This window comes from Flavobacterium sp. NG2, from assembly GCF_034119845.1.
Lineage (GTDB): Bacteria > Bacteroidota > Bacteroidia > Flavobacteriales > Flavobacteriaceae > Flavobacterium.
The window spans coordinates 640,519-667,023 of the sequence record NZ_CP139420.1; the positions used below are offsets into that span (position 1 = coordinate 640,519).

General features: G+C 34.0%; 21 protein-coding genes. 5 read left to right on the plus strand and 16 right to left on the minus strand.

The annotated features are described in order from the left end of the window. Positions 1-56: 56 nt before the first annotated feature. Positions 57-824, plus strand: coding sequence for a Bax inhibitor-1/YccA family protein (locus SLW70_RS02665; protein ID WP_320890429.1), 768 nt, complete (start codon positions 57-59; stop codon positions 822-824). Positions 825-1,071: 247 nt separating this feature from the next. On the opposite strand, the gene dinB is transcribed toward SLW70_RS02665, so the two are convergent. Then, positions 1,072-2,157 carry a DNA polymerase IV gene (gene dinB / locus SLW70_RS02670; RefSeq protein WP_320890430.1) on the minus strand — a complete coding sequence of 362 codons (1,086 nt, stop codon included), beginning with the start codon at positions 2,155-2,157 and terminating at the stop codon, positions 1,072-1,074. A 388-nt stretch (positions 2,158-2,545) separates the two neighbouring features. On the opposite strand from dinB, the gene SLW70_RS02675 reads away from it, so the two are divergent. After that, entirely contained in the window at positions 2,546-3,013 is a 468-nt protein-coding gene (locus tag SLW70_RS02675; RefSeq protein ID WP_320890431.1) for a CYTH domain-containing protein, read from the plus strand. Here SLW70_RS02675 and SLW70_RS02680 read toward each other — a convergent pair whose 3' ends face one another. From SLW70_RS02680 to uvrC, 8 genes are all read right to left on the minus strand, one after another. Beyond that, on the minus strand, positions 3,014-3,481 hold the full coding sequence (locus SLW70_RS02680) for a septal ring lytic transglycosylase RlpA family protein (RefSeq protein WP_320890433.1): 468 nt from the start codon (positions 3,479-3,481) through the stop codon (positions 3,014-3,016). 84 nt (positions 3,482-3,565) lie between these two features. Continuing rightward, complete coding sequence (locus tag SLW70_RS02685) at positions 3,566-3,988, minus strand: hypothetical protein (RefSeq protein WP_320890434.1); 423 nt, start codon at positions 3,986-3,988, stop codon at positions 3,566-3,568. Between the two features lie 120 nt (positions 3,989-4,108). Then, the gene (gene pgi / locus SLW70_RS02690; RefSeq protein WP_320890435.1) at positions 4,109-5,752 is read right to left on the minus strand and encodes a glucose-6-phosphate isomerase; all 1,644 of its coding nucleotides are present in this window, start codon (positions 5,750-5,752) and stop codon (positions 4,109-4,111) included. Positions 5,753-5,929: 177 nt separating this feature from the next. Further along, positions 5,930-7,156 (minus strand): peptidoglycan DD-metalloendopeptidase family protein, encoded by a 1,227-nt coding sequence (locus SLW70_RS02695; RefSeq protein ID WP_320890436.1) that lies wholly within the window; start codon positions 7,154-7,156, stop codon positions 5,930-5,932. 29 nt (positions 7,157-7,185) lie between these two features. Further along, positions 7,186-8,121 (minus strand): tryptophan 2,3-dioxygenase family protein, encoded by a 936-nt coding sequence (locus SLW70_RS02700; protein ID WP_320890437.1) that lies wholly within the window; start codon positions 8,119-8,121, stop codon positions 7,186-7,188. Further along, the gene (locus SLW70_RS02705; protein WP_320890438.1) at positions 8,121-8,891 is read right to left on the minus strand and encodes a DUF3108 domain-containing protein; all 771 of its coding nucleotides are present in this window, start codon (positions 8,889-8,891) and stop codon (positions 8,121-8,123) included. The genes SLW70_RS02700 and SLW70_RS02705 overlap by 1 nt, the downstream gene beginning before the upstream one ends. A gap of 362 nt (positions 8,892-9,253) precedes the next feature. Then, positions 9,254-11,461: a patatin-like phospholipase family protein gene (locus tag SLW70_RS02710; RefSeq protein WP_320890440.1), complete on the minus strand. Its 2,208-nt coding sequence runs from the start codon at positions 11,459-11,461 to the stop codon at positions 9,254-9,256. A 32-nt stretch (positions 11,462-11,493) separates the two neighbouring features. Then, positions 11,494-13,293 (minus strand): excinuclease ABC subunit UvrC, encoded by a 1,800-nt coding sequence (uvrC, locus tag SLW70_RS02715; RefSeq protein WP_320890442.1) that lies wholly within the window; start codon positions 13,291-13,293, stop codon positions 11,494-11,496. A 135-nt stretch (positions 13,294-13,428) separates the two neighbouring features. Here uvrC and SLW70_RS02720 point away from each other — a divergent pair, with 135 nt between their 5' ends. Together SLW70_RS02720 and SLW70_RS02725 are read left to right on the plus strand one after the other, a co-directional pair. Continuing rightward, positions 13,429-14,406, plus strand: a complete 978-nt coding sequence (locus SLW70_RS02720; protein WP_320890443.1) for a M14 family metallopeptidase — start codon at positions 13,429-13,431, stop codon at positions 14,404-14,406. Further along, positions 14,393-14,962, plus strand: a complete 570-nt coding sequence (locus tag SLW70_RS02725) for a 5-formyltetrahydrofolate cyclo-ligase (protein WP_320890444.1) — start codon at positions 14,393-14,395, stop codon at positions 14,960-14,962. Before SLW70_RS02720 ends, SLW70_RS02725 begins: the two co-directional genes overlap by 14 nt. Before the next feature lie 61 nt (positions 14,963-15,023). On the opposite strand, the gene SLW70_RS02730 is transcribed toward SLW70_RS02725, so the two are convergent. The 6 genes from SLW70_RS02730 to gdhA all read right to left on the minus strand — a co-directional run bounded on the left by SLW70_RS02730 (position 15,024) and on the right by gdhA (position 24,214). Next, on the minus strand, positions 15,024-15,626 hold the full coding sequence (locus SLW70_RS02730; RefSeq protein WP_320890445.1) for a lipoprotein signal peptidase: 603 nt from the start codon (positions 15,624-15,626) through the stop codon (positions 15,024-15,026). Between the two features lie 111 nt (positions 15,627-15,737). Beyond that, positions 15,738-16,118, minus strand: a complete 381-nt coding sequence (locus tag SLW70_RS02735) for a TraR/DksA family transcriptional regulator (RefSeq protein WP_320890446.1) — start codon at positions 16,116-16,118, stop codon at positions 15,738-15,740. Positions 16,119-16,125: 7 nt separating this feature from the next. Then, entirely contained in the window at positions 16,126-19,584 is a 3,459-nt protein-coding gene (gene ileS, locus SLW70_RS02740) for an isoleucine--tRNA ligase (protein ID WP_320890447.1), read from the minus strand. Positions 19,585-19,699: 115 nt separating this feature from the next. Further along, positions 19,700-20,413, minus strand: coding sequence for a DNA repair protein RecO (gene recO, locus SLW70_RS02745; RefSeq protein WP_320890448.1), 714 nt, complete (start codon positions 20,411-20,413; stop codon positions 19,700-19,702). Positions 20,414-20,454: 41 nt separating this feature from the next. Beyond that, on the minus strand, positions 20,455-22,740 hold the full coding sequence (locus SLW70_RS02750) for a two-component regulator propeller domain-containing protein (protein WP_320890449.1): 2,286 nt from the start codon (positions 22,738-22,740) through the stop codon (positions 20,455-20,457). 130 nt (positions 22,741-22,870) lie between these two features. Further along, positions 22,871-24,214: an NADP-specific glutamate dehydrogenase gene (gene gdhA, locus SLW70_RS02755; protein WP_320890450.1), complete on the minus strand. Its 1,344-nt coding sequence runs from the start codon at positions 24,212-24,214 to the stop codon at positions 22,871-22,873. A gap of 217 nt (positions 24,215-24,431) precedes the next feature. Here gdhA and SLW70_RS02760 point away from each other — a divergent pair, with 217 nt between their 5' ends. Continuing rightward, positions 24,432-25,235, plus strand: a complete 804-nt coding sequence (locus SLW70_RS02760; protein ID WP_320890451.1) for a THC0290_0291 family protein — start codon at positions 24,432-24,434, stop codon at positions 25,233-25,235. 181 nt (positions 25,236-25,416) lie between these two features. Here SLW70_RS02760 and SLW70_RS02765 read toward each other — a convergent pair whose 3' ends face one another. Next, positions 25,417-26,412 (minus strand): Gfo/Idh/MocA family oxidoreductase, encoded by a 996-nt coding sequence (locus tag SLW70_RS02765; RefSeq protein WP_320890452.1) that lies wholly within the window; start codon positions 26,410-26,412, stop codon positions 25,417-25,419. Positions 26,413-26,505: the final 93 nt, after the last annotated feature.

Here is a 26,505-nt window from a genome sequence, read left to right on the forward strand (position 1 = left end):
TTTTTTGAAGCTCCATTTTTTTAGATTATATTTGAGGTCATTAAATAATTTATACAATGAATTTTAAATCAAGAAACCCGTTTTTAAACAATAAATCTTTTTCGGCCACCACAAGAGCTGAACAAGTACACAATGCTACAGTTATTGATTACGACCAACAAATGAGCATTTCTGGGACTATCAATAAAACTGCATTATTATTTTTATTATTAACTGCTTCAGCTATGGTGATCTGGTGGATGGCATTCAACGGAATGAACCCTCTTTTACCAGCAATTGGCGGCGCTATTATTGGACTGGTTCTAGTAGTTATTGCAGCGTTCAAACCTCAATACTCTGGTTATTTAGCTCCTGGATACGCCTTATTTGAAGGTTTATTTATCGGTGGAATATCCGCTATTTTTGAAGCGCAATATCCAGGCATTGTCATTCAAGCCGTTGGAGCTACATTTGCCACTTTCTTAGTTTGTTTAGGCTTATACAAATACAAAATTGTAAAAGTAACTGAGCAATTCAAGTCGGTTGTTTTAGCGGCAACTTTTGCTATTGCCACTTACTACCTTATCTCTTGGTTGGTTTCTATGTTTACCAGCTTTCAACCGGTACATTACGGCAATTCCATGATGAGCATCGGAATCAGCGTTTTTGTAATTATCATCGCCGCATTGAACATCTTCTTAGATTTTGACAGAATCGAAAAAGGAGTTCAAGAAAAAATGCCTAAATACATGGAATGGTTTGGCGCAATGGGCTTAATGATTACACTAGTTTGGTTATATATTGAGTTCTTGAGATTGCTTTCGAAACTATCGAGTAAAGACTAAATATCCTCTCCCCGGCCCTCTCCTAAGGAGAGGGAGACAATGCGAACATTACTTGCGTAAATTGCTTTGTGTCTTTTTATAGAAACAAACATCTATTTGATAAATTTATACAATATTCAGAACTCCTTCCTTGCTGGAAGGGGTTCTTTTATTAAGTACATCACTAAATTTTGGAACACAGATTTTAGAAATAAAAAAAAACTTTGCGCCATAGCGCCATAGCGGTAAAAAAACTTTGCGGTAAAAACTAGAAATTGAATTTCAATTGCACTGCCACTACTGCTTTTTTGACTTCGGTATTTAGATTGCTCATTGAGATACCTAATAAACGAACAGAGTCTTTCATTCGCTCTTGGTACAACAATTCCTTTACAGCCTCCAAAATCAACCCTTTATCAGCTATAAAATAAGGCAAGGTTTTACTCCTTGTTTGTTGGGTGAAATCACTGTATTTAATTTTGAGTGTAACGGTTTTGCCCGAAACCTGGTTCTTTTTTAATCGTTTTTCTAACGAAACAGCGATTTTATCCAGTTGTTCCAACATAAATACTTCCGAAGAAAGATTGGTCTCAAAAGTATGCTCAGCAGCGACTGATTTTGATATTCTATTGGACTTGACTTCGCTGTTGTGAATCCCTCTCACCACATAGTAATAATAAGTACCTGATTTGCCAAAATGACTTTCCAGAAATTCTAAGGATTTCGACTTTAAGTCGGCTCCTGTGAAAATACCGAGTTGGTACATTTTTTCGGTTGTTACCTTTCCTACTCCGTAGAATTTTCGAATAGGAAGCACTTCTAAAAAAGTTTCTACCTCATCAGGATTAACGGTTTTTTGGCCATTGGGTTTGTTATAATCACTGGCTATTTTGGCAACAAATTTATTCACTGAAATTCCTGCCGAAGCAGTTAGTCCTACTTCATTAAATATTCGGGTTCTGATTTCCTCAGCCAACATACTTGCACTAGGATTTCCTTTTTTATTTTGCGTCACATCAAGATACGCTTCGTCAAGTGACAAAGGCTCAATCATATCTGTGTATTCCTTAAATATGGCATGGATTTTCTTCGAAATTTCTTTGTATCGCTCAAAACGAGGACGCACAAAAATCAATTCGGGACAGTACTTTTTAGCTAAAACGCCACTAATAGCAGAACGAACTCCAAATTTCCTTGCTTCATAACTGGCAGCAGATACTACTCCACGATTTTCAGCACCTCCAACAGCAATGGCTTTGCCTCTTAAATCAGGATTATCCAATTGCTCTACAGATGCAAAAAAAGCATCCATATCAATGTGAATAATTTTCCGATTTGCTATTGGTTGATCCATGTTACAAATTTAATTAGGAATAGGGTGTGAAGAAGGAAATTAACTTAAAATTATTGCCAAAATAATTAATTAGATCCCCTAGAATGAAACACAGATGACACGGATTAAACAGATTCGAACAGATTTTTTACTCACTAAAAGCAAAAAAACTGAAAAATTTAAAATATACCATCGCTAGCACTATAGCCCAGGTGGAAGCGGCAGCCCCGATGAAAAAAAGCTGATTTTTACGGAAGTTACAGAGCGACCGGAGGAAGCTCCTGTAACGACCTAGTAAAAAAAGCTTTTTGAAGAGGGCTATAGCGTACGACTGGAATAGCTTCTTAAAAAGAACTTTGTATAGATTTAGAAAAAATGAAGTAATTTGCGGTCTCAAACCATGATACCTATGATTGAAATAGAACGTAAATTTCTAGTAACATCTACTTCTTATAAAGAAAGTGCTTTTTCAAAAAAACGCATTAAACAAGGCTATTTGAGCTCTGTTCCTGAAAGAACGGTTAGAATCCGCATTAAAGAAGATAAGGCATTCTTGACCATAAAAGGAGCCTCAAACGCAACTGGAATGTCACGATTTGAATGGGAAAAAGAAATTCCTGTAGACGAAGCTGAAAAACTGCTGTTATTATGCGAAAAAGGAATTATTGACAAAACGCGATTTGAGGTTAAACAAAACCAACACGTTTTTGAAGTAGATGAATTTTACGGAGAAAATGAAGGCTTGGTTATGGCTGAAATTGAGCTAAAATCAGAGAATGAATCTTTTGAAAAACCGGATTGGCTAGGAGAAGAAGTAACAAACGACAAACGGTATTACAACTCGTATTTGAGTCAAAATCCGTTTGTTAAATGGTAATTAATTTACCACTTCTTCAATGGTAACAACCATTACACCGATACCTTTGTTTTTTGCGATTTCCATAAAACCGCGTTTGGTTAAATCAATTTCACGCCCTCTAGAGAAAGGACCTCTATCAGTCACCTCAACAATGATGGACTTTCCACTGGCTTGATTAGTCACTTTTAATTTGGTTCCAAATGGGAATTTACGATGAGCCGCAGTATAAGAATTATTATCAAATTTTTCTCCACTAGCGGTTTTCTTTCCATTAAACTTATCCGCATAATAAGAAGCATTAGCATCCTTCTTGTAGAACTTCAATTTTAATTTTTCAGTTCGAACAGTATCTTTATTCGTTCTAACAGTATCTTTAGTAACTGTTGTTTTTAGCAAAGAAGATTTCAATTTCTCTACAATAGAACTTTGACAGGTCGCAAGTCCTATAACAGCTACTAAAAAAAATAATGTTATCGATTTTCTCATTTTGAATTTTTGGGTTGTAAACTATTTTACAAAAACCATACCTCATTACAAGAACTCTCTAAGAAAGACAGAGTTCTTACCTTGTTACAGCCAAAGCCCCCAAGGTAACCTACTCAAAATAAGCAACAAACCTACTCCATAATACACAGAGAAAGTTTTAAATTTAGATTTACTAGTAGTTAGTTTTTTATGTTTAGACCATCCAATGGTAATCAGAGTGATTGCAATGATGTTAATAAGCGGATGTTCTAATGATGTTAATCGCAAAATTTTATCGCTCATTTGTCCTAATGAAGAAAGCCCCAAAGGCGAGACAAAATATAAAATCAATCCTATCAATAATTGTGTATGAGTTCCTATCAATCCCATGATTGCAATTTTTCGATCTTTTGGTGTAAATTCTTTATCACCTAACAATCCTATAGCTGCATTAGCAACTGCAATAATCAATAACAAAAGAGCCATATAAGCCCAACCTGAGTGGAATTTCTGAATAAACTCGTACATAAATATTTATTTTTTTAAAACAAATATAAACAAAATAGTCATAAAAAAAAGCCCTAACTCCTAATAGAGTTAAGGCTTAAGACTTTTTTAACTTCTTTTAAACTGAAGCCAAATTGTTTTTTATTTATTTTTCAAAAAATAGTTTAACAAAAACGAAGTCGAACTATCATGAGTTTTAACTGTTTTAGTATTGATTTCATCCAAAATAGAATTAGCTAATTGCTTTCCTAACTCTACTCCCCACTGGTCAAAACTAAAGATATTCCAAATAATTCCTTGTACAAAAATTTTGTGCTCGTACATCGCAATCATTGACCCTAGTGTTTTTGGAGTCAATTTATCAATTAAGATTGTATTTGTTGGTTTGTTACCTGTAAATACTTTGAAAGGCAACAAATAACTTGCAGTAGCAGCATCTAATCCTTGTTTATCAAACTCAGCTTGCACTTGTTCAGCCGTTTTCCCGTGCAATAAGGCTTCGGTTTGCGCAAAGAAATTTGACATTAGTTTATCATGATGTCCTTCGTCTCCATAAAGAGGTTTTACGAAACCGATAAAATCAGATGGAATCAACTTAGTACCTTGGTGAATTAATTGAAAAAACGCGTGTTGCGAATTTGTTCCTGGCTCACCCCAAATAATGGTTCCTGTTTGATAATCTACAGGCTTCCCATCTCTACCTACACTTTTACCATTACTTTCCATAGTTCCTTGCTGTAAGTAAGGGGCTAATTTTTGCAAATATTGTGTATAAGGAATCAAAGCTTCACTTTCAGCTCCAAAGAAATTATTATACCAAACACTCAACAAAGCTAATATTACAGGAGCATTTTTATCAAAGTCAGCTGTTTTGAAATGGGTATCCATTTCGTTAGCTCCATTCAATAATTGCTCGTAATTATCATAACCTACAGCTAAACTGATTGTTAAACCTACCGCACTCCATAAAGAAAAACGACCTCCAACCCAGTCCCACATTGGAAAAACATTATCTGGATTGATACCGAACTCCGTTACTTTTTGCATATTAGTAGAAACCGCAACGAAATGCTTAGCCACATCTTCTTGAGTAGCTGAATTTAAAAACCATTTTCTGATGGTTTCTGAATTCGTAAGCGTTTCTTGAGTTGTAAATGTTTTTGAAACAATTACAAAAAGGGTAGTTTCTGGATTTAATTTTTTGATGATTTCGTTTACATGATCTCCATCAACATTGGAAACAAAATGTACATTCAAATCATTTTTGTAAAACTGCAAAGCTTCAACAACCATAGCCGGCCCTAAGTCTGAACCACCAATACCAATGTTTACCACATCAGTAAAAGCTTTTCCAGTATAACCCTTGCGAGCACCCGAAACTACTTCATTAGTAAACGCTTTGATTTTAGCTTTCACTTCGTAAACTTCAGGAATTACATTTACGCCGTTTACATTTACAACTTCAGTTTCTTTTGCCCTTAAAGCAGTATGAAGCACTGCTCTATTTTCAGTTTTATTGATGATTTCACCGCCAAAATAATCAGCAATAGCCGTTTTCAATCCTACTTCATTGGCTAATTCTTGCAACAAAGTCATAGTCTCTGCATTGATATTATTCTTTGAATAATCAATCAAGAAATCATTCCATTTGATGTTAAAATTATCTGTTCTTGAAGCATCTTCTTTAAACATTTCTTGCATAGAAATATTACGTATTGCCTCATAGTGTTTTTGGAGCTTAGTCCAAGAAGTGGTCTCTGTTGGGTTAATTGTCTTTAATGCCATTTAATTTTTAGTTCAAGTTTTTTTATTGACCGTAAAAATACTGAAATTCCTTTTAATAGATAAATGCTTTTAAATTAAATAACATTTTAAAAGCTATGAATAAAAAAAATGAGAATCGCTATTTATTAAATACTGATTCTCATTTTCTAACGGATTTTTACAATAAGTATACTCTACCTACAAATTTCCTATACTATCTAACTCCCTTTTCAAAGGTTCAATTCCAGCAAAAAAACGTCCTTTATTAGCACCCGACAATGACTCTCCAGTAGGCAAATTCAACCCCAATGGATCCACTTGCACACCGTTTTTCCAAAAACGATAGCATACATGAGGACCTGTTGCCAAACCAGTACTCCCTACTCTTCCTATCGCATCTCCTTGATTAACACGTTGACCTCTTCGAACTAATATTTTTGACATATGTAAATATTGAGTAGAATAGGTGCTATTATGTTTTACCTTCACATAATTACCGTTTCCAGCCGTATAACCCGTCATTTCGACTACACCAGAAGCAGTTGTCGTAATTGGTGTTCCTGTAGGCGCAGCATAATCTGTTCCTTTATGGGCTTTCCAACGTTTTTGTACGGGATGAAAACGATTCATTGTAAAGCGAGAGGTAAGTCTACTAAACTTAATAGGAGTTTTCAAAAAGAAATTCTTTAAGGTTTTCCCCTCATCATCATAATAATCGATTTTCCCAGTGGAAGCATCTTTGACAAATGGAAAGGCATAATTTATCTTTCCTTTGTATTCGAAAAAACTAGCCTCTAGTTCTTCCACTCCATCATAAATAGAGTCATTGATATATCGCTCTTTAAAAACAATTCCAAAACGATCTCCTTTTTTTAATTTAAAAAAGTCAATAGTCCACGAATAGATTTTGGTAATCTGACTCGCTAATCCCGCATCAACTCCTGATTTATCTAACGTTTCAGACAAAGACCCTTTCAGCACACCTCCTATGGCACGTCTCTTGAGGGTAATCGGTCTTGTTTTTTTATATGCTACAATAGTAGAATCTCGAAAATCAAAAATATAATAATTCAAAGCATCTGGCTGATACACAAAAACCTGAAGTTTATTCGTTTTATCCTTAGAACGCAACATCGTATAAGCTCTATTAGGACGAATGACTCTCACATCAAAAGTATCCTTTACACTTTGAACAATTTCATATACTTTTCTATCGCCAATGTTTTGTTTTTCGATAATCGTTCCAAATGTATCGCCTTTTTTAACTGTATCTTGAACTACATTAAAATCATCATAGTTAAAACCAAAATCAGAACGATCTGCTTTTTTAATTTTTTCTACTTTAACTGCTTCAGTCTTTTTTTCTACTTTATTACATGAAAACAGACTAACTAGTACGATGATGGTTAATGCGATTTGCTTCAAACTAAAATTCCTTTTTTTTTACGATTTATTTATTTCTCTTTTCCCCAATTATCTAATTCTTCATCAGACCATAATTCTGGGAAAAATATTCTTTTTTGGTATTGAGGATGCATGTATTTTCTCCAATCACTTCCACCAGTAGCCTCACCGTTGCCTTGACCACTTTGATCAATGTATTTTATAGCCACTCGCAAATGCTGCATTACCCAAGTGATATTAATAGTGTAATCCAATTGTCTCATGGCTTCTACTAACTCAGTTGATTTTTGGTCTTCGTCTGAAAGCTCTTTGAATTTTCGCCAAATATTACAGCTTTTATGTTCTTCCATAAAAGTCATAAAAGTAGCCTTATACTTTTTCTCAAACGCTTCTAAAGTATATGATTTCTTTCCTGTTTTATGATCTTTACCAGCCGCTTGCCAATATAGTTTTTCGAAAACCTCTTCAATTGAGGTAGCCGCATCGATAGTTTTTCTGTATCTATAATCTACTAAATTTACTAAATCTGTAGTAGCAAATTCTATTAATCGGTATTGTGCACTTTGGAATCCACTGGCTGGAGTAAGTGTGTTTCGAAATTTCATGTATTGATCGATTTCCATTCCGTTTTCCATAATGTTAAACGAAGTGGTTAACATATCAAAATAACGACTAATCCTTGTCAATCTTTCGGCAAAAAATGTGGCTTGAATATCCTGTGTACTCGCGATTTGATCAATCTCCCAAAGAATCATCTTAAAGGTTAACTCATTTACTTGATGATAAAGAATAAAAACCATTTCATCAGGCAATACAGTTCTTTGAATTTGCAAATTCAGCAAAGCATCTGTTTGCATATAATCCCAATAGGTAATTGGTTTTGACCAAAGCAGTCCCTCGAGTTGTGTATCCGTTTTTAAATCAATAGCATCATATTTTAATTCAATATTCTTTAAAATATCGCTCGTACTCTCATTAATGTTCATTACATTTTTATTTTAAATGGATTGCTCAGTCCTTTAAACGCATCCAAATCTGCTTTTATTGACCCCACTGCTAAACTTGCTTTTATTCGAACAGGCAATCTATTGTCATCATCTGAAATCCAGACGGTTAAACTCTCTTGTTCCTTAAAAACACGACCCGATTGCACTAATGGTCTAAATATCATTGAAGGAACGACGCCAAATTTAGTGGTAATATCTTCACGACCTATATACTTTAACTTAAATTTTGTGGTTTCATCGTCAAAAAACATATCAATAGAGATAGATTCCCCGATTTTCATTTTATCTATGCTCGGGTGATTTCTTAAATAATAAAAAGAAGATAAGATATCCTGTGTTTTATCAGGAATCACAAAGGTTTTTTCACTTCTGTTTTTATAATCTTTAACTGTAATCTTATTGGCAGACTGATTAAAAAAACCTTCTTGGTTTTTGGTATAGCCTCCTTCGTCAATTTTTCTCACAAATTGATAGGGGCTTCCTGTTTCTTTATCAATGTAACTTTCATACAAATCATCTACTTTGAAAAAAAATCGAGACATTCCTGTAGTATACCCCTTTCCTATAACATGAAAAACTTTTTTACTATCAATGACAGCTTCTTTAACTTCTAGGGTAGCATAACCCGCATTGACAAAACCATAGTGAATACGGAATTTAAACCACTCACCTGGACCAAATGCATCATCATTACGCTTGTCAAAACTAAAAAGGGGAATCAATATTAAGAAGAGTACGAACTTTTTCATAATTTACTTTTTCTATTATTGATTAGAGGAATACAAATTTTGTTCCAAATATATTAAAACATAAAAACTCAGTCAAATTAATGACTGAGTTTTTATACTATTAACTAACCAAAAAACTATAAATTATGAAATTTATATCAAATAGGAAGGAAACCACCCCTTCCGTTTTGTGATTACAAAGTTAGACAAGAACACTGAATTATTTACACAAAAATAGATATTTTTGATACGATTTATGAAGTTGATTCATAAAAACGGTTATTTTTTTACATAATATAAAAAATGTTACTTTTTTATATTATCCCCATAATTATAACCGAAAAGTGTTGCGATAATAAAACACTCCCTTTTCACACTATAGACTAAAACAAAAAACCAACACTAATCCATGAAAATCCTGTTGTATTATCAGGCGACCAAGAGTGTTTGAATTCAATAGGCCCTATAACGGTTTCCAACCCATATCCCACTGCATATCCAGAATACTTAGGCACAGAGACCCAGTCATTTATGTTCTTAAATATTTTATCTCCCAAATTTGCAAAATTAGCTGAGAAATTAAAGTGATTGTTCTTATAAAATTCATAATCCAAACTTCCCGTAGATTTGATATAGCTATTTCCCCCTAAACTCAAAAAATCATACCCATAAAAGGGTCTAAAATTATTTATTGGATTAAATCCATAACCTCCTAACACAAAATTCAAGAATGAAACACTTTTATCACCTAAGGTAAAACCTGCTTCATTTTTAATAGTAAATGTGAAATCTTTACAAATCGAAAAAGCACCCCCAAAACCCCCTTTCACTATAGTATAAGGATTAAATTCTTTTGAGTAATCAGAAGACAGTAAATAGGTTTGAATATCACCCGAAAAATACAATCCTTTTTTAGGAAAATGTTTGTCGTCAAAGCTATCAAATTTCAAGTACCCAAAAGCACTGAGATAATTACTATTATCGATAGTGGGATTATTATTTGAAAGCGTTTCTGAGTCAATTTTCAGAAATTTAAGTTCAAAACCTCCTCCAATTAAAAATTCTTGTAAAAATAAAGATTGAAAATAAGCCTGATTAGTCAAGTCCCAAAAATCAACATTTATAGTACTCTGACCGATAGGCACAAAATCTAAATTCCCTTTACTATTTGTAACATTTCGATTAAATTGATTAAACTGAGATTTGAAACCTACACTAAAATTGTACCCATTCTCAACATAATAATCAAAGTTATACCTCACATTATCTCCTAATACGATATCTAATGAAGCGATATCATTTTTAAAAAAACGTTTCTTTTGAGTAACATTAACCAAAACAGCGCTTTTAAACAATTCATCATAATGCAATCCAAACTTTAAAAATGATTTAATAGGTTCTTCTCTCAGTACCAAATTCAAATCATCTCCTCCTTCAATATTTGGACTTAAATAATAATCTATACTACTAAAATTATGAGTAGCATCAATATTGGTAATTCCTCTTTCTAATTGTTTATACGTAATTTCTGTGTCGGGCTTAAAACGTAGCTTCCCAATAATATAATCCCTTGTATAATTTTCTAATTCGTTACAATTTATTTTCTTTATTTTAAGGATTTGATCCTTAAGCACCAAAGGAGGTTTCACATATTTTTCACCGTCATCTACCAATGCTTTTAGTTTTTCATAAACCGAAAAGGCAGCTTCCTCACCTTTTTTCACGATTTCCTCACCTAAATCAAATGAAATAACCCCATAATTCTTTATATCTGGCTTGATATAAATATCCGTTTTCATCACATTTCTTTTCATCTTCTCAATCGAATGAAGATTTGTAATTTGAACCAAGATTCTTGTTGCATCATTCAAGCCCGTTTTTGTAAGCAAATCGTCTTGAACATCCACACCAATGATAATATCTGCTCCCAAAGCTTTTACTTCGTCAATGGGATAATTATTAGTTACTCCCCCATCAACTAGTAACTCGTCATTTAATTCTATAGGCGAAAATAACGATGGAAAAGCAGCACTGATGATCATGGCTTGAGCTAGATTACCTTTATTCAAAACAACCTGCTTACCTGTTTCTATATTAGAGCCTATGCATAAAAAAGGAGTTGGCAATTGATTAAAATCTCTTATATGCCTAACATTGCGCGTCAACTTACTCAATAAGTTGAAATTATAAATTCCTTTCGAAAGCGCCTCTGGAATTCCAATTCTAAATTTGTCAAAAGGCAACACTAAAGCATATACTTCATCATTACGTTTTTCATAGAAATTTTTGGAGGCTCTAGGCACATAGTCATTTAATAACTCGTCAAAATTTGTTGCCTTAAAGATAGAATCCACTTGGGCTGCATTATAACCAGAGGCATAAATCCCTCCAACAATTGCTCCCATACTTGTCCCGCCTATATAATCCACTTTAATACCAACTTCTTCAAGCACTTTCAAAACACCTATATGTGCAAATCCTTTAGCACCTCCACCGCTTAAAACCAAACCTACTTTAGGTCTCTTTTGTTCTTGAGAAAACAATTGGAGTCCTGAGAAAAATATAAGTATAAGTAGTATATATTTTTTCATAGTAAAGTACTTTTTTAATATCGTAATATTATTTAATCGGTTCTAGTTTTGTAAAATTCGACAATTTTTTTGGCTTTGGACACACCAATAACGTCCGAAATTTCTTTTTCACTCACTAATTTCAATCTTTTAACACTTTTAAAATGCTGAATCAGGGTTAGCATCGTTTTTTCACCAATGCCAGGAATTGACTCAATTGAAGAATTCAAAGCTTCTTTACTTCTTCTATCTCTATGGTGTGTAATCCCGAAACGGTGTGCCTCATTTCTTAATTGCTGAATCACCTTTAAGGTTTCTGATTTTTTATCCAAATATAAAGGCACTGAATCACCTGGGTAAAATAGCTCTTCAAGTCGTTTTGCAATACCTATAATAGCAATTTCCCCCCTTAACCCTAATGCATCTAAACTCTTTAAAGCCGATGACAATTGACCTTTACCTCCATCAATAATAATTAACTGTGGTAAGGGTTCTTTTTCATCCAATAATCTTTTATATCGACGGTAGACTACCTCTTCCATCGAAGCAAAATCATCAGGTCCCTCAACCGTTTTGATATTAAAATGACGGTAATCCTTTTTACTTGGTTTCCCGTCTTTAAAAACCACACAAGCCGAAACGGGATTCGTTCCTTGAATATTGGAATTATCAAAACATTCTATATGACGTGGTTCCACTGACAATCGTAAATCTTTCTGCATTTGTGCCATAATTCGATTGGTATGTCGATCAGGGTCTACAATTTGCAACTGTTTCAATTGTTCAATTCTATAAAATTTAGCATTTCGCACCGACAAATCTAAAATCTGTTTTTTATCCCCTAATTGTGGTACTGTAATTTTGATATTCGCACCTAAATCAATCGGGAATGGAACAATAACTTCTTTGGACAGCAATTGAAAACGCTCTCTAAGTTCCACCACTGCCAATTCCAATAGTTCCTCATCGGTTTCATCCAGTTTTTTTTTCATTTCCATTGTATGGGAACGAATGATGGAGCCATGAGAAATTTGAAGAAAGTTAACATAAGCCGCACCTTCATCAGAAACGATAGAAAACACATCAATGTTGGTTATTTTTGGATTAACAATAGTAGAACGAGATTGATAGTTTTCAAGCACTTCAATCTTTTCCTTGATTTTTTGGGCTTCTTCAAAATGCATATCTTGAGCTAATTCCATCATTACCTTTTTGAAATCTTTCATACTGTTTTTGAAATTCCCTTTCAGAATTTCTCTAACAGCATCAACTTGTTTCTGGTAATTCTCTAAGCTTTCAAAACCTTCACAAGGACCTTTACAATTGCCTATATGATATTCCAAACAAACTTTAAACTTCCCCGAATTAATATTTGATGGACTCAAATCAAAATTACAAGTTCGAAGTGGATACAATTCTTTAATTAGTTCTAAAATAGTATTTACGGTTTTAAAACTAGTATAAGGTCCAAAATATTCCGAACCGTCTTTGACCATTCTTCGGGTGGCAAATATCCTTGAAAATGGCTCTTTTTTGATACAAATCCACGGATAACTTTTATCATCACGCAACAACACATTATATCTAGGTTGTAGCGTTTTAATCAAATTATTTTCAAGCAAAAGTGCATCCGTCTCAGTTGGAACAACAATATGTTTTATGGTAACAATTTTTTTTACCAAGACATTTGTCTTTGCCGTATCATGAATTTTATTAAAATAAGATGAAACTCGTTTTTTTAAATTCTTGGCTTTGCCAACATATAAAATTTTTCCATCCTTGTCATAATATTGATAGACACCTGGCCCATCAGGAAGCGTTTGAATTTGAAGATCAAGACTGGGTTTAAGCATTAGTTATTATTTCACAAGGGTTCTAAATCGATTATTATTGATTCCAAAAATCGAATTTAACAATATCAAAATATTGATTTGATTCAAATTTACGAATTCCAAATAATAATTTTTACATTTAGCCTTTATTTCGATATGAAAACAAGCAAAACCATTACAATTCTCGGAGAAACGATTTTACCTGGCGAAAGCAAAACCATTGATATGGAAATTGCTAAAATGCATAATGCTGCTAAGCTCAAAATTCCAATCATCATCCAACGTTCTAAAATAGATGGTCCAACTGTACTTTTCTCGGCTGGAATTCACGGAGACGAAATTAATGGAGTCGAAATCGTAAGGCAACTTATTACCAAAAAAATAAACAAACCCAAGCGTGGCACTATCATTTGTATCCCTATCATTAACATGTTTGGATATATCAATATGTCGCGTCAATTTCCAGATGGCCGAGATTTAAATCGCGTTTTCCCTGGACGAAAGAAAGGATCTCTAGCGAGCCGTTTTGCTTTTCACCTAATGAATGATATTATGCCTGTTGTTGATTACGCCATTGATTTTCACGCAGGTGGCGCCAGCCGTTTCAATGCGCCGCAAATACGACTCATACCAGATAACGAAGAATTAAAAGTACTCGCAGATGTCTTCAATGCTCCTTTTACTTTGTTTTCGAAAAATATTGCGGGTTCTTTTAGGAATTCAAGCCAAAAATTGAATGTTAAAATACTCCTTTTTGAAGGTGGAAAATCATTAGACATCAATGATGCCGTAGCCGAAACAGGAATTGAAGGAGTCAAAAGAGTACTTTCATTCTTAGGAATGCTTGACTTAAAACACCAACCAAAATTTAAAGAAACAGACAGTATTTACATCAACAAATCTACCTGGTTGCGTGCAAAATGTTCGGGCCTACTTCATGACCATAACAAGATTGGACAGTTTGTAAAAAAGGGAGAAGTTTTAGCTACTATTACAGATCCTTTTGGGAAATTCGAACAAAAAGTAAAAGCCCCAAATGACGGCTACATCATCAACGCCAACCATTCGCCTATTGTATATCAAGGTGATGCCGTTTATCACCTATCCAAAAGTATTTTGAATGAAAAGCAGTAAGAAAGAATTACGTTTAAAGTATAAAAAACTAAGACAAAACCTTAGCGATATCGAAATTGAAGATAAAAGCTTGGCTATTGCCAATTCCTTACTCAAATTGCCTATTTGGGAAAAGACTTATTTTCATGTTTTTCTCCCAATAGAAGAACAACGAGAAGTGGACACTGAGTTAATCCTACACCTACTTTCAGGCAAAGACAAGGAAACAATCATTTCGAAAACCGATTTTGAAACCCGAAAAATGACTCATTTTTTATTGACTGATAATACTAAAATCAAAAAAAATGAGTACAATATTCCCGAACCCGTTGATGGCATAGAGGTACCATCAAAAAAAATAGAAGTCGTTTTTGTTCCTTTATTAGCTTTCGACCAAAGAGGACATCGGGTAGGCTACGGCAAAGGTTTTTACGACCGATTCCTATCAGAATGCTTACCAGAAACCGTTAAAATTGGACTGTCTTTTTTCGAAAGTGAAGAAGAAATTAGCGATGTTTTTGAAGGCGACGTTACACTAGATTATTGTGTCACTCCTGAAAAAAACTACTCTTTTTAACCCAAAAAAAGACCAATTCTAAAAACTAGAATTGGTCTTTTTAAATTAGAACGTATACCGATTAATGGTTATTGTGAAATGCTTTTTTATTAAAAACAATTAATATCCCTACACCTGTCGAAATAGCTACATCAGCTACATTAAAAATAGCGTTAAAAAATGTGAAATCTTTTCCTCCCCATATAGGCAACCAACTAGGTAAATTACCTTGCCAAATAGGAAAATAGAACAAATCCACTACCTTTCCATGAAAATACTTCCCATAAGGTTGATCACTGAATAAAGTTGCCAATTGGGAATGACTATCATCAAAAACAACTCCGTAAAAAACAGAATCAATAATATTACCAAAGGCTCCAGCTAGAATTAACGCAATAGCCACAATCAAATAATTAGAGCTATGTTTACGTTCAACAGAATCCCATAACCAATATCCTATTCCTCCCACAGCAAAAAGTCTAAATACAGTCAAAAACAACTTACCATATTCACCTGGAATCCTTGTTCCCCAAGCCATCCCCTCATTTTCAACAAATAGAATTTTAAACCAACTGAAAACCTCAACTTCTTCTCCTAAGATAAAATTAGTTTTGATATAAATTTTTGAAAATTGATCCACCATCAAAATAATGAAGATCAGTAAAGATGCATTTCGTAATGACATTTTAAAAATTTTAAGTGCGCAAAAATAGAGAATAATAAAAGACAAAACAATAAATTCCAAATCCCAATAATTGTATTGGAATTTGGAATTTTAAAATTGGAATATAAACTATTATCGTTGCAAGTTTTTAGCTTCGATGCTCATAGTTGCATGAGGAACGATTTTCAATCTTTCTTTCCCAATTAACTTTCCTGTTACTTTACATATTCCGTAGGTTTTATTTTCTACACGGAATAATGCATTTTTCAAGTCACGAATAAACTTTTCTTGACGAATTGCTAATTGTGAGTTTGCCTCTTTAGACATGGTCTCGCTACCTTCTTCAAATGCTTTGAATGTTGGCGATGTATCATCAGTACCATTATTCAAATCATTCATATAGGCACTTTTGATTAAATCTAAATCAGCTTGTGCTTTCTCTATTTTATTTAGAATAATTTCTTTGAACTCTGCCAAGTCGGCGTCTGAGTATCGTGTAGCTTCATCAATCATACCCTTATTATTTAGTAATCGTTATTATTGTTTTTATATCATCAAACTCAATTTCAATGCCATTTTTTATATTTTCCTCAAAAACCAAGGCTTCCGTCAAGGTTTCTGACTTGATATAATTCAGATTTCCATTCACAGCTGCTTCCAAAATGCTATTGTTTTGCAAATGCACCTTAATTTTATCAGTAACTTCAAAACCTGAATCTTTTCGAATATTTTGAATTCTATTGACAAGTTCTCTTGAAATTCCTTCACTTTTCAATTCAGGTGAAATTACAATATCCAAAGCCACCGTAATTCCATTCGAATTTGCTACCAACCAACCCTCAATATCTTGAGAACTAATCTCCACATCTTCCAATGTTAAAGTTACGGGATTTCCTGCAATTTCAACAACTAAGCTTCCTTCGCGCTCCATCTGACTAATTTCATCGGCCGTAAAAACCTGTATTCGCTTAGAAATCAGCCCCATATCCTTACCGAAACGTGGTCCTAATGCTTTAAAATTAGGCTTTATCTGTTTTACTAACACCCCTGAAGCATCATCTAAAAGTTGAATTTCTTTCACATTTACCTCTGCTTTAATTAGGTCTGAAATAGCCTCAATTTCCAATCGCTGATTGTTGTCAAGTACTGGAATCATTACCTTTTGCAAAGGTTGACGCACCTTAATCATCTCCTTCTTTCTAAGTGATAAAACTAGTGATGAGATCGTCTGCGCTTTCTGCATTTTGCTCTCAAGTGATTTATCAACAAAGTTTTCAACGTATTTTGGAAATTCCGACAAATGTACACTGTCAAATTGTTCTGATTGTGTTGCGTTTGTTAAATCTCTGTAAAGCTTATCCATGAAGAATGGTGCTATTGGAGCACTTAATTTACTTACAGTTAACAAACAAGTGTAAAGTGTTTGATAAGCAGCAATTTTATCTTGTGCATATTCACCTTTCCAAAAACGACGACGACACAAACGCACATACCAGTTACTTAGATTTTCTTGTACGAAATCCGATATAGCGCGAGCTGCTTTTGTAGGTTCGTAATCAGCATAGAAACCATCCACGTCTTTTATCAAAGTATTCAACTCCGAAATAATCCATTGGTCAATTTCTGGTCTTTCGTTCATTGGAACCTCAGCTTCATCGTATTTGAATCCGTCAATATTGGCATACAAACTAAAGAATGAATAGGTATTATAAAGTGTTCCAAAAAACTTACGACGTACCTCAGCAATCCCTTCTAAGTCAAACTTTAGGTTATCCCAAGGATTGGCGTTCGAAATCATATACCAACGCGTAGCATCAGGACCATATTCCGCCAAAGTCACAAATGGATCAATCGCATTCCCGAGACGTTTAGACATTTTTTGTCCGTTTTTGTCCAATACCAAACCATTCGAAACAACATTTTTATAGGCAATTTTATCAAAAACCAAGGTTCCAATAGCGTGTAAGGTATAAAACCATCCACGAGTTTGATCCACTCCCTCAGCAATAAAATTCGCTGGAAAATCTTGGTTTCCGTCTATTTTTTCTTTGTTTTCAAAAGGATAATGCCATTGTGCATACGGCATTGCTCCTGAGTCAAACCAAACATCAATCAAATCGGCTTCACGTTTCATTGGTTTGCCCGAAGCAGAAACCAAAGTAATTGCATCGACCACATTTTTATGCAAATCAATCAAATCGTAATTCGATTCGGCCATGTTACCAATTTCAAATCCTTTGAATGGATTTTCTTTTTGAACACCTGCAGCGATGGCTTTTTCAATTTCGTTATACAATTCTTCTACCGAACCAATCAAAATTTCCTCTTGTTTATCCTCGGTTCTCCAAATTGGCAACGGAATTCCCCAGTATCTTGAACGGGATAAATTCCAATCGTTCGCATTTTTCAACCAGTTCCCAAAACGACCTTCACCAGTTGCTTTTGGCTTCCAGTTGATAGTTTCGTTCAAGTCGAACATACGGTCGCGAACTTTGGTAATTTCTATAAACCAAGAGTCTAATGGGTAATATAAGATAGGCTTATCAGTTCTCCAACAATGTGGGTAACTGTGAACGTATTTCTCTACCTTGAAGGCTTTATTTTCTTCTTTTAAACGAATAGCAATCTCCACATCAACCGAACGTTCTGGAGCTTCGCCATCGTTATAATATTCATTTTTAACGTATTTACCTGAGTATTCGCCCAAGCCTTCAATAAATCTACCTTGTAAATCTACCAATGGCACAGGAGTCTCATTAGCATCTAACACCAACATTGGAGGAACTTCAGGAGTAGCTTCTTTAGCAACTTTAGCATCATCAGCACCAAAAGTAGGGGCAGTATGTACAATTCCTGTTCCGTCTTCGGTGGTAACAAAATCACCAGAAATCACTCTAAACGCATTTTCAGGATTTTGGTATGGCAAAGCCAAAGGCAATAATTGCTCGTAACGAATGCCTACTAAATCAGCACCTTTTGCTTCGGCAACAACTTGATAAGGTATTTTTTTATCACCTGCTTTGTAATTTTCAAAATCGGCTGCTTCTTCACTCGCAAAAAATCCTTTCCCAAATTGCTTTCCTACTAAATTTTTAGCAAGAATAACATTTATATGCTTAAAAGTATATTGATTGAAGGTTTTCACCAACACATAGTCAATCTTTGGACCAACCGTCAAAGCGGTATTTGATGGTAAGGTCCAAGGAGTTGTAGTCCATGCTAAAAATTGAAAACGACCTCTCATTGAACCTTCTCCATTAAAAAGTGGATATTTCAACTTGAAAGCTTTTTCAACTGTATTTTCTTCAGTTTCTCCATTAGGATAAAGCACTGTAGTAAACTGGGCTACAATCGTAGTATCAGTCACATCACGGTAAGACCCTGGTTGATTCACTTCGTGTGAGGACAATCCAGTTCCTGCTTTTGGAGAATAGGGTTGAATAGTGTAGCCTTTGTACATCAAATCCTTGTTGTATATTTGCTTCAACAACCACCAAACCGATTCCATATATTTGGATTTATAGGTAATGTATGGATCTTCCATATCTACCCAATACCCCATTTTTTCGGTCAAATCATTCCAAACATCGGTATAACGCATTACTGTTTTTTTACAGGCTTCGTTATACTCTGCTACGGTAATTTTGGTTCCAATATCTTCTTTGGTAATATTTAATTCTTTCTCGGTTCCTAATTCCACAGGTAAACCGTGCGTGTCCCAACCCGCTTTACGCTTAACTTGGAAACCTTTTTGAGTTTTATATCTACAAAAAATATCTTTGATGGCACGAGCCATTACGTGGTGTATTCCTGGTAATCCGTTTGCTGAAGGTGGCCCTTCAAAAAACACAAAAGGTTCAGCACCTTCCCTTGTCGTTACACTTTTTTCAAATATGTTTTTTTCTTTCCAAAAATCAAGAACTTCTGACGCTACCGTTGGCAAGTCAAGTCCTTTGTATTCAGTAAATTTTGAGCTCATTTTGTCCTTTTCTTTAATCGATTTGCGAAAGTAGTCATTTATAGTAAATAGGCAAAAGCGAAAAGGCAAAAGTTTGTGATTTTAGCATTATAGCTACTATAATTTGAAATTATTTTCAAGAAAAAACCTCCTTCAAAACTTCTAATGATTTTGGATTTCTAAAACCATCCAAGTGAAATCTATAATAATCCATTAGAATTTTTAAAATAATTTGACGCTCTACTACATGAAAAACCTTTTCAATATTATCAAATTTCAAGTTTATCAATTTTCGAAACAAACTGGTTTGATGTTCTGTCAACGTATCAACTCCAATAAAAGGTGTAAAATTCCCTTCTCTCATTTCGAAAAACGGCATATCAATATTTGAAATATCAGGATAGAAACCTAAATACTTTGTTATTTCTAATAATAATATCAAATGGAAATTAGCTATTTCGTCATGATGATCCAACCACAACAAAGCGGTTTCTAAAAAATCAAAAAGAGGTTCGTTTTTTTCCTCTTCATGTATCGAATGATACAATACTTCTGAAAGAAACAAAACCATGGTACTCTTGTAAATATCAGTATGGACTGTCTGAAAAGGGGTACTTATTTTAATTTCCTTAAAATTTTCCAAAGTCCCTTTATTTTTATGAACCGCCTCAATCTCTAAAATAGAAAGTGGCTGAAAATAAGCTATTTTTTTATTGACTTTTCTTCCTGCAAATGCATTTCTAACAAAATAAGATTTGAGTCCGCTAGACAGTGTAAAACATTTGACAATCAAACTTTTTTCTTGGAATTTTAAAGAGGATATGACAATTGCTTTGGTTTTGAATAACATTAAATTAGTAAATTAAAATCACTCTTTATGGAGGTTAATTATTATCGAACAATCATCACTTTTTTTATTTTTGTCTCAATACCGTCTTCAGCAGATATAAAAATCATATACACACCCGAAGCTACTTTATAATTCCCAAAAGCAGTAGTATCCCACTCGATTGTTCCTCCTTCAGATATAGTTTCATAGACTAAATTCCCTTCTACATCCGTTATTTTAACATTTGCCTTATCGATTAAACCTGAAATTTTCACAGTTCCTTGATACCCTGGCCTTACTGGGTTAGGATAGACATAAGCATTACTCAAATCAGCACTTGCCTTAGTAGCTATCCCTTTAAACGAAACTAATCCTTTTGCTGTCGCTATAAAAACCTCACCTGTAGTCCCTCTAATTACTACATCATTTATAGTATTACTTGGCAAGGGAGAATTATTTACTGTAAAGTGATAAATTGTTTTTTGACCATCAGGAGACACTAAAAACAAACCCGAATCAATAGTAGCAATCCACTTATTATTTGCTCCATCAACCACAATATCTGTAATAAATTGTTCGTACATTAATTCTTGAGCCAAACCATCTTCCAAAATTATCACAGCTTTTGTGGTTAATTTATCATCGGTTTGAAAACTATTAACATTTGACAAAACCCTCAAACCTTTCGATGTTCCCACCCAAAGCTGTCCATTATTATCAACAGCCACTGCTCTGGTATCATTAGAAGGCATATTCCCCTCATTTTCACCAAAACCAAACCTCTTAAAAACATTAGTTTTTTCGTTAAAACCAACCACTCCATCTTTATAAGTTCCCATCCATTTAGTTCCATTTTTATCAATTACAATCTTACCAAATGGCTCTTCTTCACTATTAGAACCTAAGATTGTCACTGTTGAGAATTTTTGCCAATCTCCATTAGACCTTAGCACTTTTAAACCATTCTTAACTAAGCTATTTGTAACCCACAAATCTCCATTCTTATCAAAGGCCGTTCCATTGATTCGTACATCAATATAATTTGGACCAATAAAAGTTAAGGTTTCTAGACCACTATTCTTTTCATTATACAAAATCACAGGCTCATCATTTACAATTTTCAACAAACCAGAAAAATATGAACTTGCATAAACTTCATTTTCGTTATTGGGATTTATCAAAATATGACTCATCGATTTTGCCCCAAAAACATTTTGATACGGGATATTCAACCAACCATTTGAACTGAATTTACTTAACCCAAACGTTTTTAATGGATATGGATCATAAAAAATATTATAAAAACCATAAACAGCCCAAAGCGAATTCGGAGCTACATCTATTGCGAAAATATTATTCTTAGACGGTCCTGAAGGTGTTACATTAATAAAACTAGATGATACTGTTATTGTACTTGAATACAAACCATTTTCTTTTGTACCAATATAAATTCTATCACCAATTACTGTTGCGCATACAAAACTTGAAACAGCCTCAGAGACCTGACTATTGTCAATTTGGCGAATCAACACCAATTGATTATTATAGACATAAACACTACTAGAACTCGTCACCAAAAGATAACCGCCTACAGCTCTCACATCATTAATTGTTTGATTGAGATTCTTAGTATTTACAAATGCATTATTACTATATTTAAAAATACTTCCCGATTCATTTACAGCAACCAACTCTGTTCCAAAAGTTTCAATACCCACCCAGCTTCCAGAAGTCACTTGTTCCCATTGATTAAAATCTATTAAATTTTTATTTGCAACCAAAGCTCTTTTAATACCACTAATAGTTGCAGCATATAAATACCCATTAAAAACAGCTGTTTGAGTAACCTTAATTTCAGCACCATTATCACCTATAAAATAAGTATCGCCAAAAAGCATCGTATTCAAATTAAACTGTACGATCCCAAAATCACAGGACACATATACAATTCCTTGATACTCCATAAAATGATTTACTTTTTTTATACTGGAAGGAAGTTGTTTGTTTAAAATATCAACTACTTTTAAAATCTTTCCTGTAGATTCGTCGACCACTGTCATCAAACCATTTTGATAACCTACAAGTGTTTTATTTAAGGCTGAACTATAATACAACGCACTTATTGATTCTCCCGAAAGGCCATCAACAGTAGTAGTGGTTTTAATTTCATTTGAAGTTGTATTTATAGAGAATAATGCATTCTCAGAAGCCGAAACAATTGAAGTTGCACTTGCAGATATATCTTTAATTTCGTTGTATGAAAAATACCCTTGCCATGACAAATTAGTCTGAGAAAAACCCAATTGCATCATTAACAACAACAAAAAACTTAAAACTTCTTTTTTCATTATTTTTCTATTTAAGTTCACAAATATAAGACAAAGAAAAGAATCGAGTTTCAAACAATAAAAAAAAGCCTCCTATACATCACTAAAAATAATTAGCGAACGTATAGGAGGACAAATATTTACGTCTAAACTAGACTATTCCTTGTGCCAACATTGCATCGGCTACTTTTACAAAGCCAGCTATATTGGCTCCTTTTACATAATCTACGTAACCCGTCCCGTCAGAACCATACTTAACGCAAGAAGCATGAATCGACGAGATGATTCCTTTCAATTTTTCATCAACTTCATCTGCTGTCCAATTCAATCGCAAGGAATTTTGCGACATTTCTAAACCTGAAGTTGCAACACCTCCTGCATTTGAGGCCTTACCTGGAGAAAACAATATTCTAGCTTTTTGAAAAACTAGCAATGCCTCTATGGTTGTTGGCATGTTAGCGCCTTCGGTCACACAGGAACAGCCATTTGCAATTAGCACTTTTGCATCCACTTCTTTAATTTCATTTTGAGTAGCACACGGCATAGCAATATCACATTTAACCTTCCATGGAGCTAAATCAGCAACAAATTTTGCTTTAGGATACTTATTGACATATTCACTAATCCTGCCTCTTAGTTGATTTTTGATATGCATGATATGTGCTAGCTTTTCAGCATTAATCCCGTCAGCATCATATATATACCCTCCTGAGTCAGACATTGTCACCACCTTACCTCCTAATTGATTTGCTTTTTCGACTGCATATTGTGCTACATTTCCAGAACCAGATATCACAAACGTTTTTCCCTTGACACTATCTCCTTTTGTTGCCAACATACTTTGAGCAAAATAGACCGCCCCATAGCCTGTAGCTTCTGGCCTAACTAAAGAACCCCCATATGAAATTCCTTTCCCTGTCAATACTCCTGTAAATTCATTTTGCAACCTTTTATATTGACCAAACAAATAACCTATTTCTCTTGCTCCAACACCTATATCTCCAGCAGGAACATCAGTGTATGGTCCAATATGCTTTGCTAATTCTATCATGAAACTTTGACAAAAACGCATCACTTCATTATCGGATTTCCCTTTAGGATCAAAGTCTGAGCCTCCTTTCCCACCCCCCATAGGCAAAGTGGTTAAACTATTTTTAAAGGTTTGTTCAAAAGCTAAAAATTTTAAAATACTTAGATTTACTGAGGGATGAAAACGAAGCCCTCCTTTATAAGGACCAATGGCCGAATTCATTTGAATTCGATATCCTCTATTTACCTGAGTCTGCCCTTTATCATCAATCCATGTTACTCTAAAAATAATAGTTCGATCTGACTCTACCATCCTTTCTAATAGCATCTTATTTTGATATTTTTCATTCGCCTCTATAAACGGAATAACAGTTTCTGCAACCTCATAAACTGCCTGTAAAAATTCAGGTTCATTGGGGTTTTTTCGAGTAACTTCTTCAATAAATTTCTGGATACTTTTTGACATAATTATTAAATTAAGAACATTAAGCAATAGGTTCTGATTAGCATAATACAAAAATACATTTATAAAAAACGCTCATTCGTTTAAAATTATAAAAAAATATTGAATTACTTTCAAATAACCGAAAACTAAAAGCATTTATTTAGCTTAATTTTAAAAATTTAAATTTAATTGATGCTTAGTATTTTATATATTTGTCAAGACTTGTAATTTCAACAAAATGCCTAAACACTTCTTTTACATATTGCTTATTTTATTAGGTTTTTCAAATAAAACAAGTGCCCAATTAGGCTTTTCACATGAAGTGGGAATTATCGCTGGACCAATTGCTTTTCAATCCGATTATGGACAACGTTATGACTCTAAAACCAACGCTGGGAATACAGGATTAGGTATTGGAATTATTCACTACATTAATTTCTCTTATGCCGCTGAATGTAATTGTTATACCCCAGAAACCTATTTTAATGATCATTTCAAATTAAGAAGTGAACTATCTTATAATAAAACTGATTTAGAGCATTTTGGTAAATGGGTTTCAGATGAAAGAACCTCACTTGGTGCCGACCAATTGAGAGCCATGAAAGGAAGTACACAACTAACCAATATTGGTATGCAATTAGAGTATTTCCCGTTAAGCATTCGAGATTTCACTGCCCGAGTTGGGAGTATTGGTCCATTTATTAGCCTTGGTGCCCAATTTAGTTATTACAATGCTAAAGCTTATAGCACATTAGGAGAATTAGGGACACCTTTATCTACCTATCCCAAGTATTTGACTCCATCAGACAACCGTCCTTATGGGTTCTCCAATGAAAGTAACTCTGTTTGGTCCATTGTAAGTAGTGTTGGAACACGTTATAAATTAACCCCTTTACGCGATTTAATGATTGATTTACGATTTCAATACTTTTTCTCAAACTGGGTCGACGGCTTGAATCCTAATCCAGAAATTTACAAAGAAAATAAAGCTAATGACTGGCTAGTCTGGCTTAATGTAGGATACATCTACTATTTGCAATAAAAAATAAAAATCCCAATCCTAAAATTAGAATTGGGATTTTTCACTTTCTCTAACATCTTAAAAAAGAGAAAGCCTATATTATAGTTTCGAATTTGCACTTTTACACATACAAATCTAAGCATTAACAAACTTAAAAACAACTATTTACAAAATTTATTCGTTTAAAATTATCATTTTAACATTACAACTGAGATCCTAAAATCTTATCCAAAACCCAACTCGTGTGTAATGCGGACTTGCCAGTCGAAGGATGCATTCCGTTTCCAAAAAGATGATCTCTCATATTTTGAACATGATAGAACTGTACATTTTCAGGATGATTGATAAATTGCTCTGTAATTCCTTTTTCATTACTCAGAAAGATAGGATTTTCATCAAAAATTGCAAATTCAATCTTTCCTTTACTTCCCACAATTTGAACCTTATCTTCTCGAATTGCACAACCAAAATTCCAACTCCCAGTACCTGTTATTCCAGACTCATGTATCCACGATGCTACGATTGCGTCTTTAGCAGTATACAATCCTTGCTGATTAGTATTGAATCCCGCTACATCTTTAATATCGCCCAACAAGTATTCAAATAAATCAATACCATGACTTGCTAAATCATCAAAGTATCCCCCTTTAGCAACTAGCGCATCGGTTCTCCAATTGTATTCCCCAGACAAATCTTCCAGTGAAGTCGCTTTACTCAAATGCCAACTAATATGTCGAATTGTACCCACTTCATTTTCATCAATCCATTTTTTAACCTGCTCGAAACGAGGTAAAGAACGACGATAGTAGGCTACAAATAAAGGAATTTCTCTTTCGGCAAAAGCATTGTAAATAAACAAACTATCCTCATAAGAAGGCGCCATAGGTTTTTCAATGCAACAAGGCTTCCTTGCTTCGGCTACTTTTAAAGCATAATATTTATGTGAATCAGGAGGTGTTGCAATATAAATTGCATCTATTTCTGGATCATTGATTAAAGCATCAGCATCAACATATTGTTTTTTTACTCCATGTCTAAGTGCATAATCCGCACATTTTTCAGCATCACGTCGCATTACTGCTAGTAATTCAAAGCCTAATACTTTTTGATAAGCTGGACCACTTTTTACCTCAGTTACATTGCCGCAGCCTATGATTCCCCATCGAAGAACTTTTGAAATTGATGAAGTTGCGTCCATTTGTATTTAATTTTAATTAGTTTAATGTAACGATTATGGAACATCAAATTTAATCTAAAATTAGGTTTAAAACACCATTTAACAAATAAATAA

Coding starts and splice junctions, on each gene's coding strand:
- SLW70_RS02665 (WP_320890429.1), top strand. CDS start 57: ATGAATTTTAAATCAAGAAACCCGTTTTTAAACAATAAATCTTTTTCG.
- dinB (WP_320890430.1), bottom strand. CDS start 2,157: ATGGATCAACCAATAGCAAATCGGAAAATTATTCACATTGATATGGAT.
- SLW70_RS02675 (WP_320890431.1), top strand. CDS start 2,546: ATGATTGAAATAGAACGTAAATTTCTAGTAACATCTACTTCTTATAAA.
- SLW70_RS02680 (WP_320890433.1), bottom strand. CDS start 3,481: ATGAGAAAATCGATAACATTATTTTTTTTAGTAGCTGTTATAGGACTT.
- SLW70_RS02685 (WP_320890434.1), bottom strand. CDS start 3,988: ATGTACGAGTTTATTCAGAAATTCCACTCAGGTTGGGCTTATATGGCT.
- pgi (WP_320890435.1), bottom strand. CDS start 5,752: ATGGCATTAAAGACAATTAACCCAACAGAGACCACTTCTTGGACTAAG.
- SLW70_RS02700 (WP_320890437.1), bottom strand. CDS start 8,121: ATGAACATTAATGAGAGTACGAGCGATATTTTAAAGAATATTGAATTA.
- SLW70_RS02705 (WP_320890438.1), bottom strand. CDS start 8,891: ATGAAAAAGTTCGTACTCTTCTTAATATTGATTCCCCTTTTTAGTTTT.
- SLW70_RS02710 (WP_320890440.1), bottom strand. CDS start 11,461: ATGAAAAAATATATACTACTTATACTTATATTTTTCTCAGGACTCCAA.
- uvrC (WP_320890442.1), bottom strand. CDS start 13,293: ATGCTTAAACCCAGTCTTGATCTTCAAATTCAAACGCTTCCTGATGGG.
- SLW70_RS02720 (WP_320890443.1), top strand. CDS start 13,429: ATGAAAACAAGCAAAACCATTACAATTCTCGGAGAAACGATTTTACCT.
- SLW70_RS02725 (WP_320890444.1), top strand. CDS start 14,393: ATGAAAAGCAGTAAGAAAGAATTACGTTTAAAGTATAAAAAACTAAGA.
- SLW70_RS02730 (WP_320890445.1), bottom strand. CDS start 15,626: ATGTCATTACGAAATGCATCTTTACTGATCTTCATTATTTTGATGGTG.
- SLW70_RS02735 (WP_320890446.1), bottom strand. CDS start 16,118: ATGATTGATGAAGCTACACGATACTCAGACGCCGACTTGGCAGAGTTC.
- ileS (WP_320890447.1), bottom strand. CDS start 19,584: ATGAGCTCAAAATTTACTGAATACAAAGGACTTGACTTGCCAACGGTA.
- recO (WP_320890448.1), bottom strand. CDS start 20,413: ATGTTATTCAAAACCAAAGCAATTGTCATATCCTCTTTAAAATTCCAA.
- SLW70_RS02750 (WP_320890449.1), bottom strand. CDS start 22,740: ATGAAAAAAGAAGTTTTAAGTTTTTTGTTGTTGTTAATGATGCAATTG.
- gdhA (WP_320890450.1), bottom strand. CDS start 24,214: ATGTCAAAAAGTATCCAGAAATTTATTGAAGAAGTTACTCGAAAAAAC.
- SLW70_RS02760 (WP_320890451.1), top strand. CDS start 24,432: ATGCCTAAACACTTCTTTTACATATTGCTTATTTTATTAGGTTTTTCA.
- SLW70_RS02765 (WP_320890452.1), bottom strand. CDS start 26,412: ATGGACGCAACTTCATCAATTTCAAAAGTTCTTCGATGGGGAATCATA.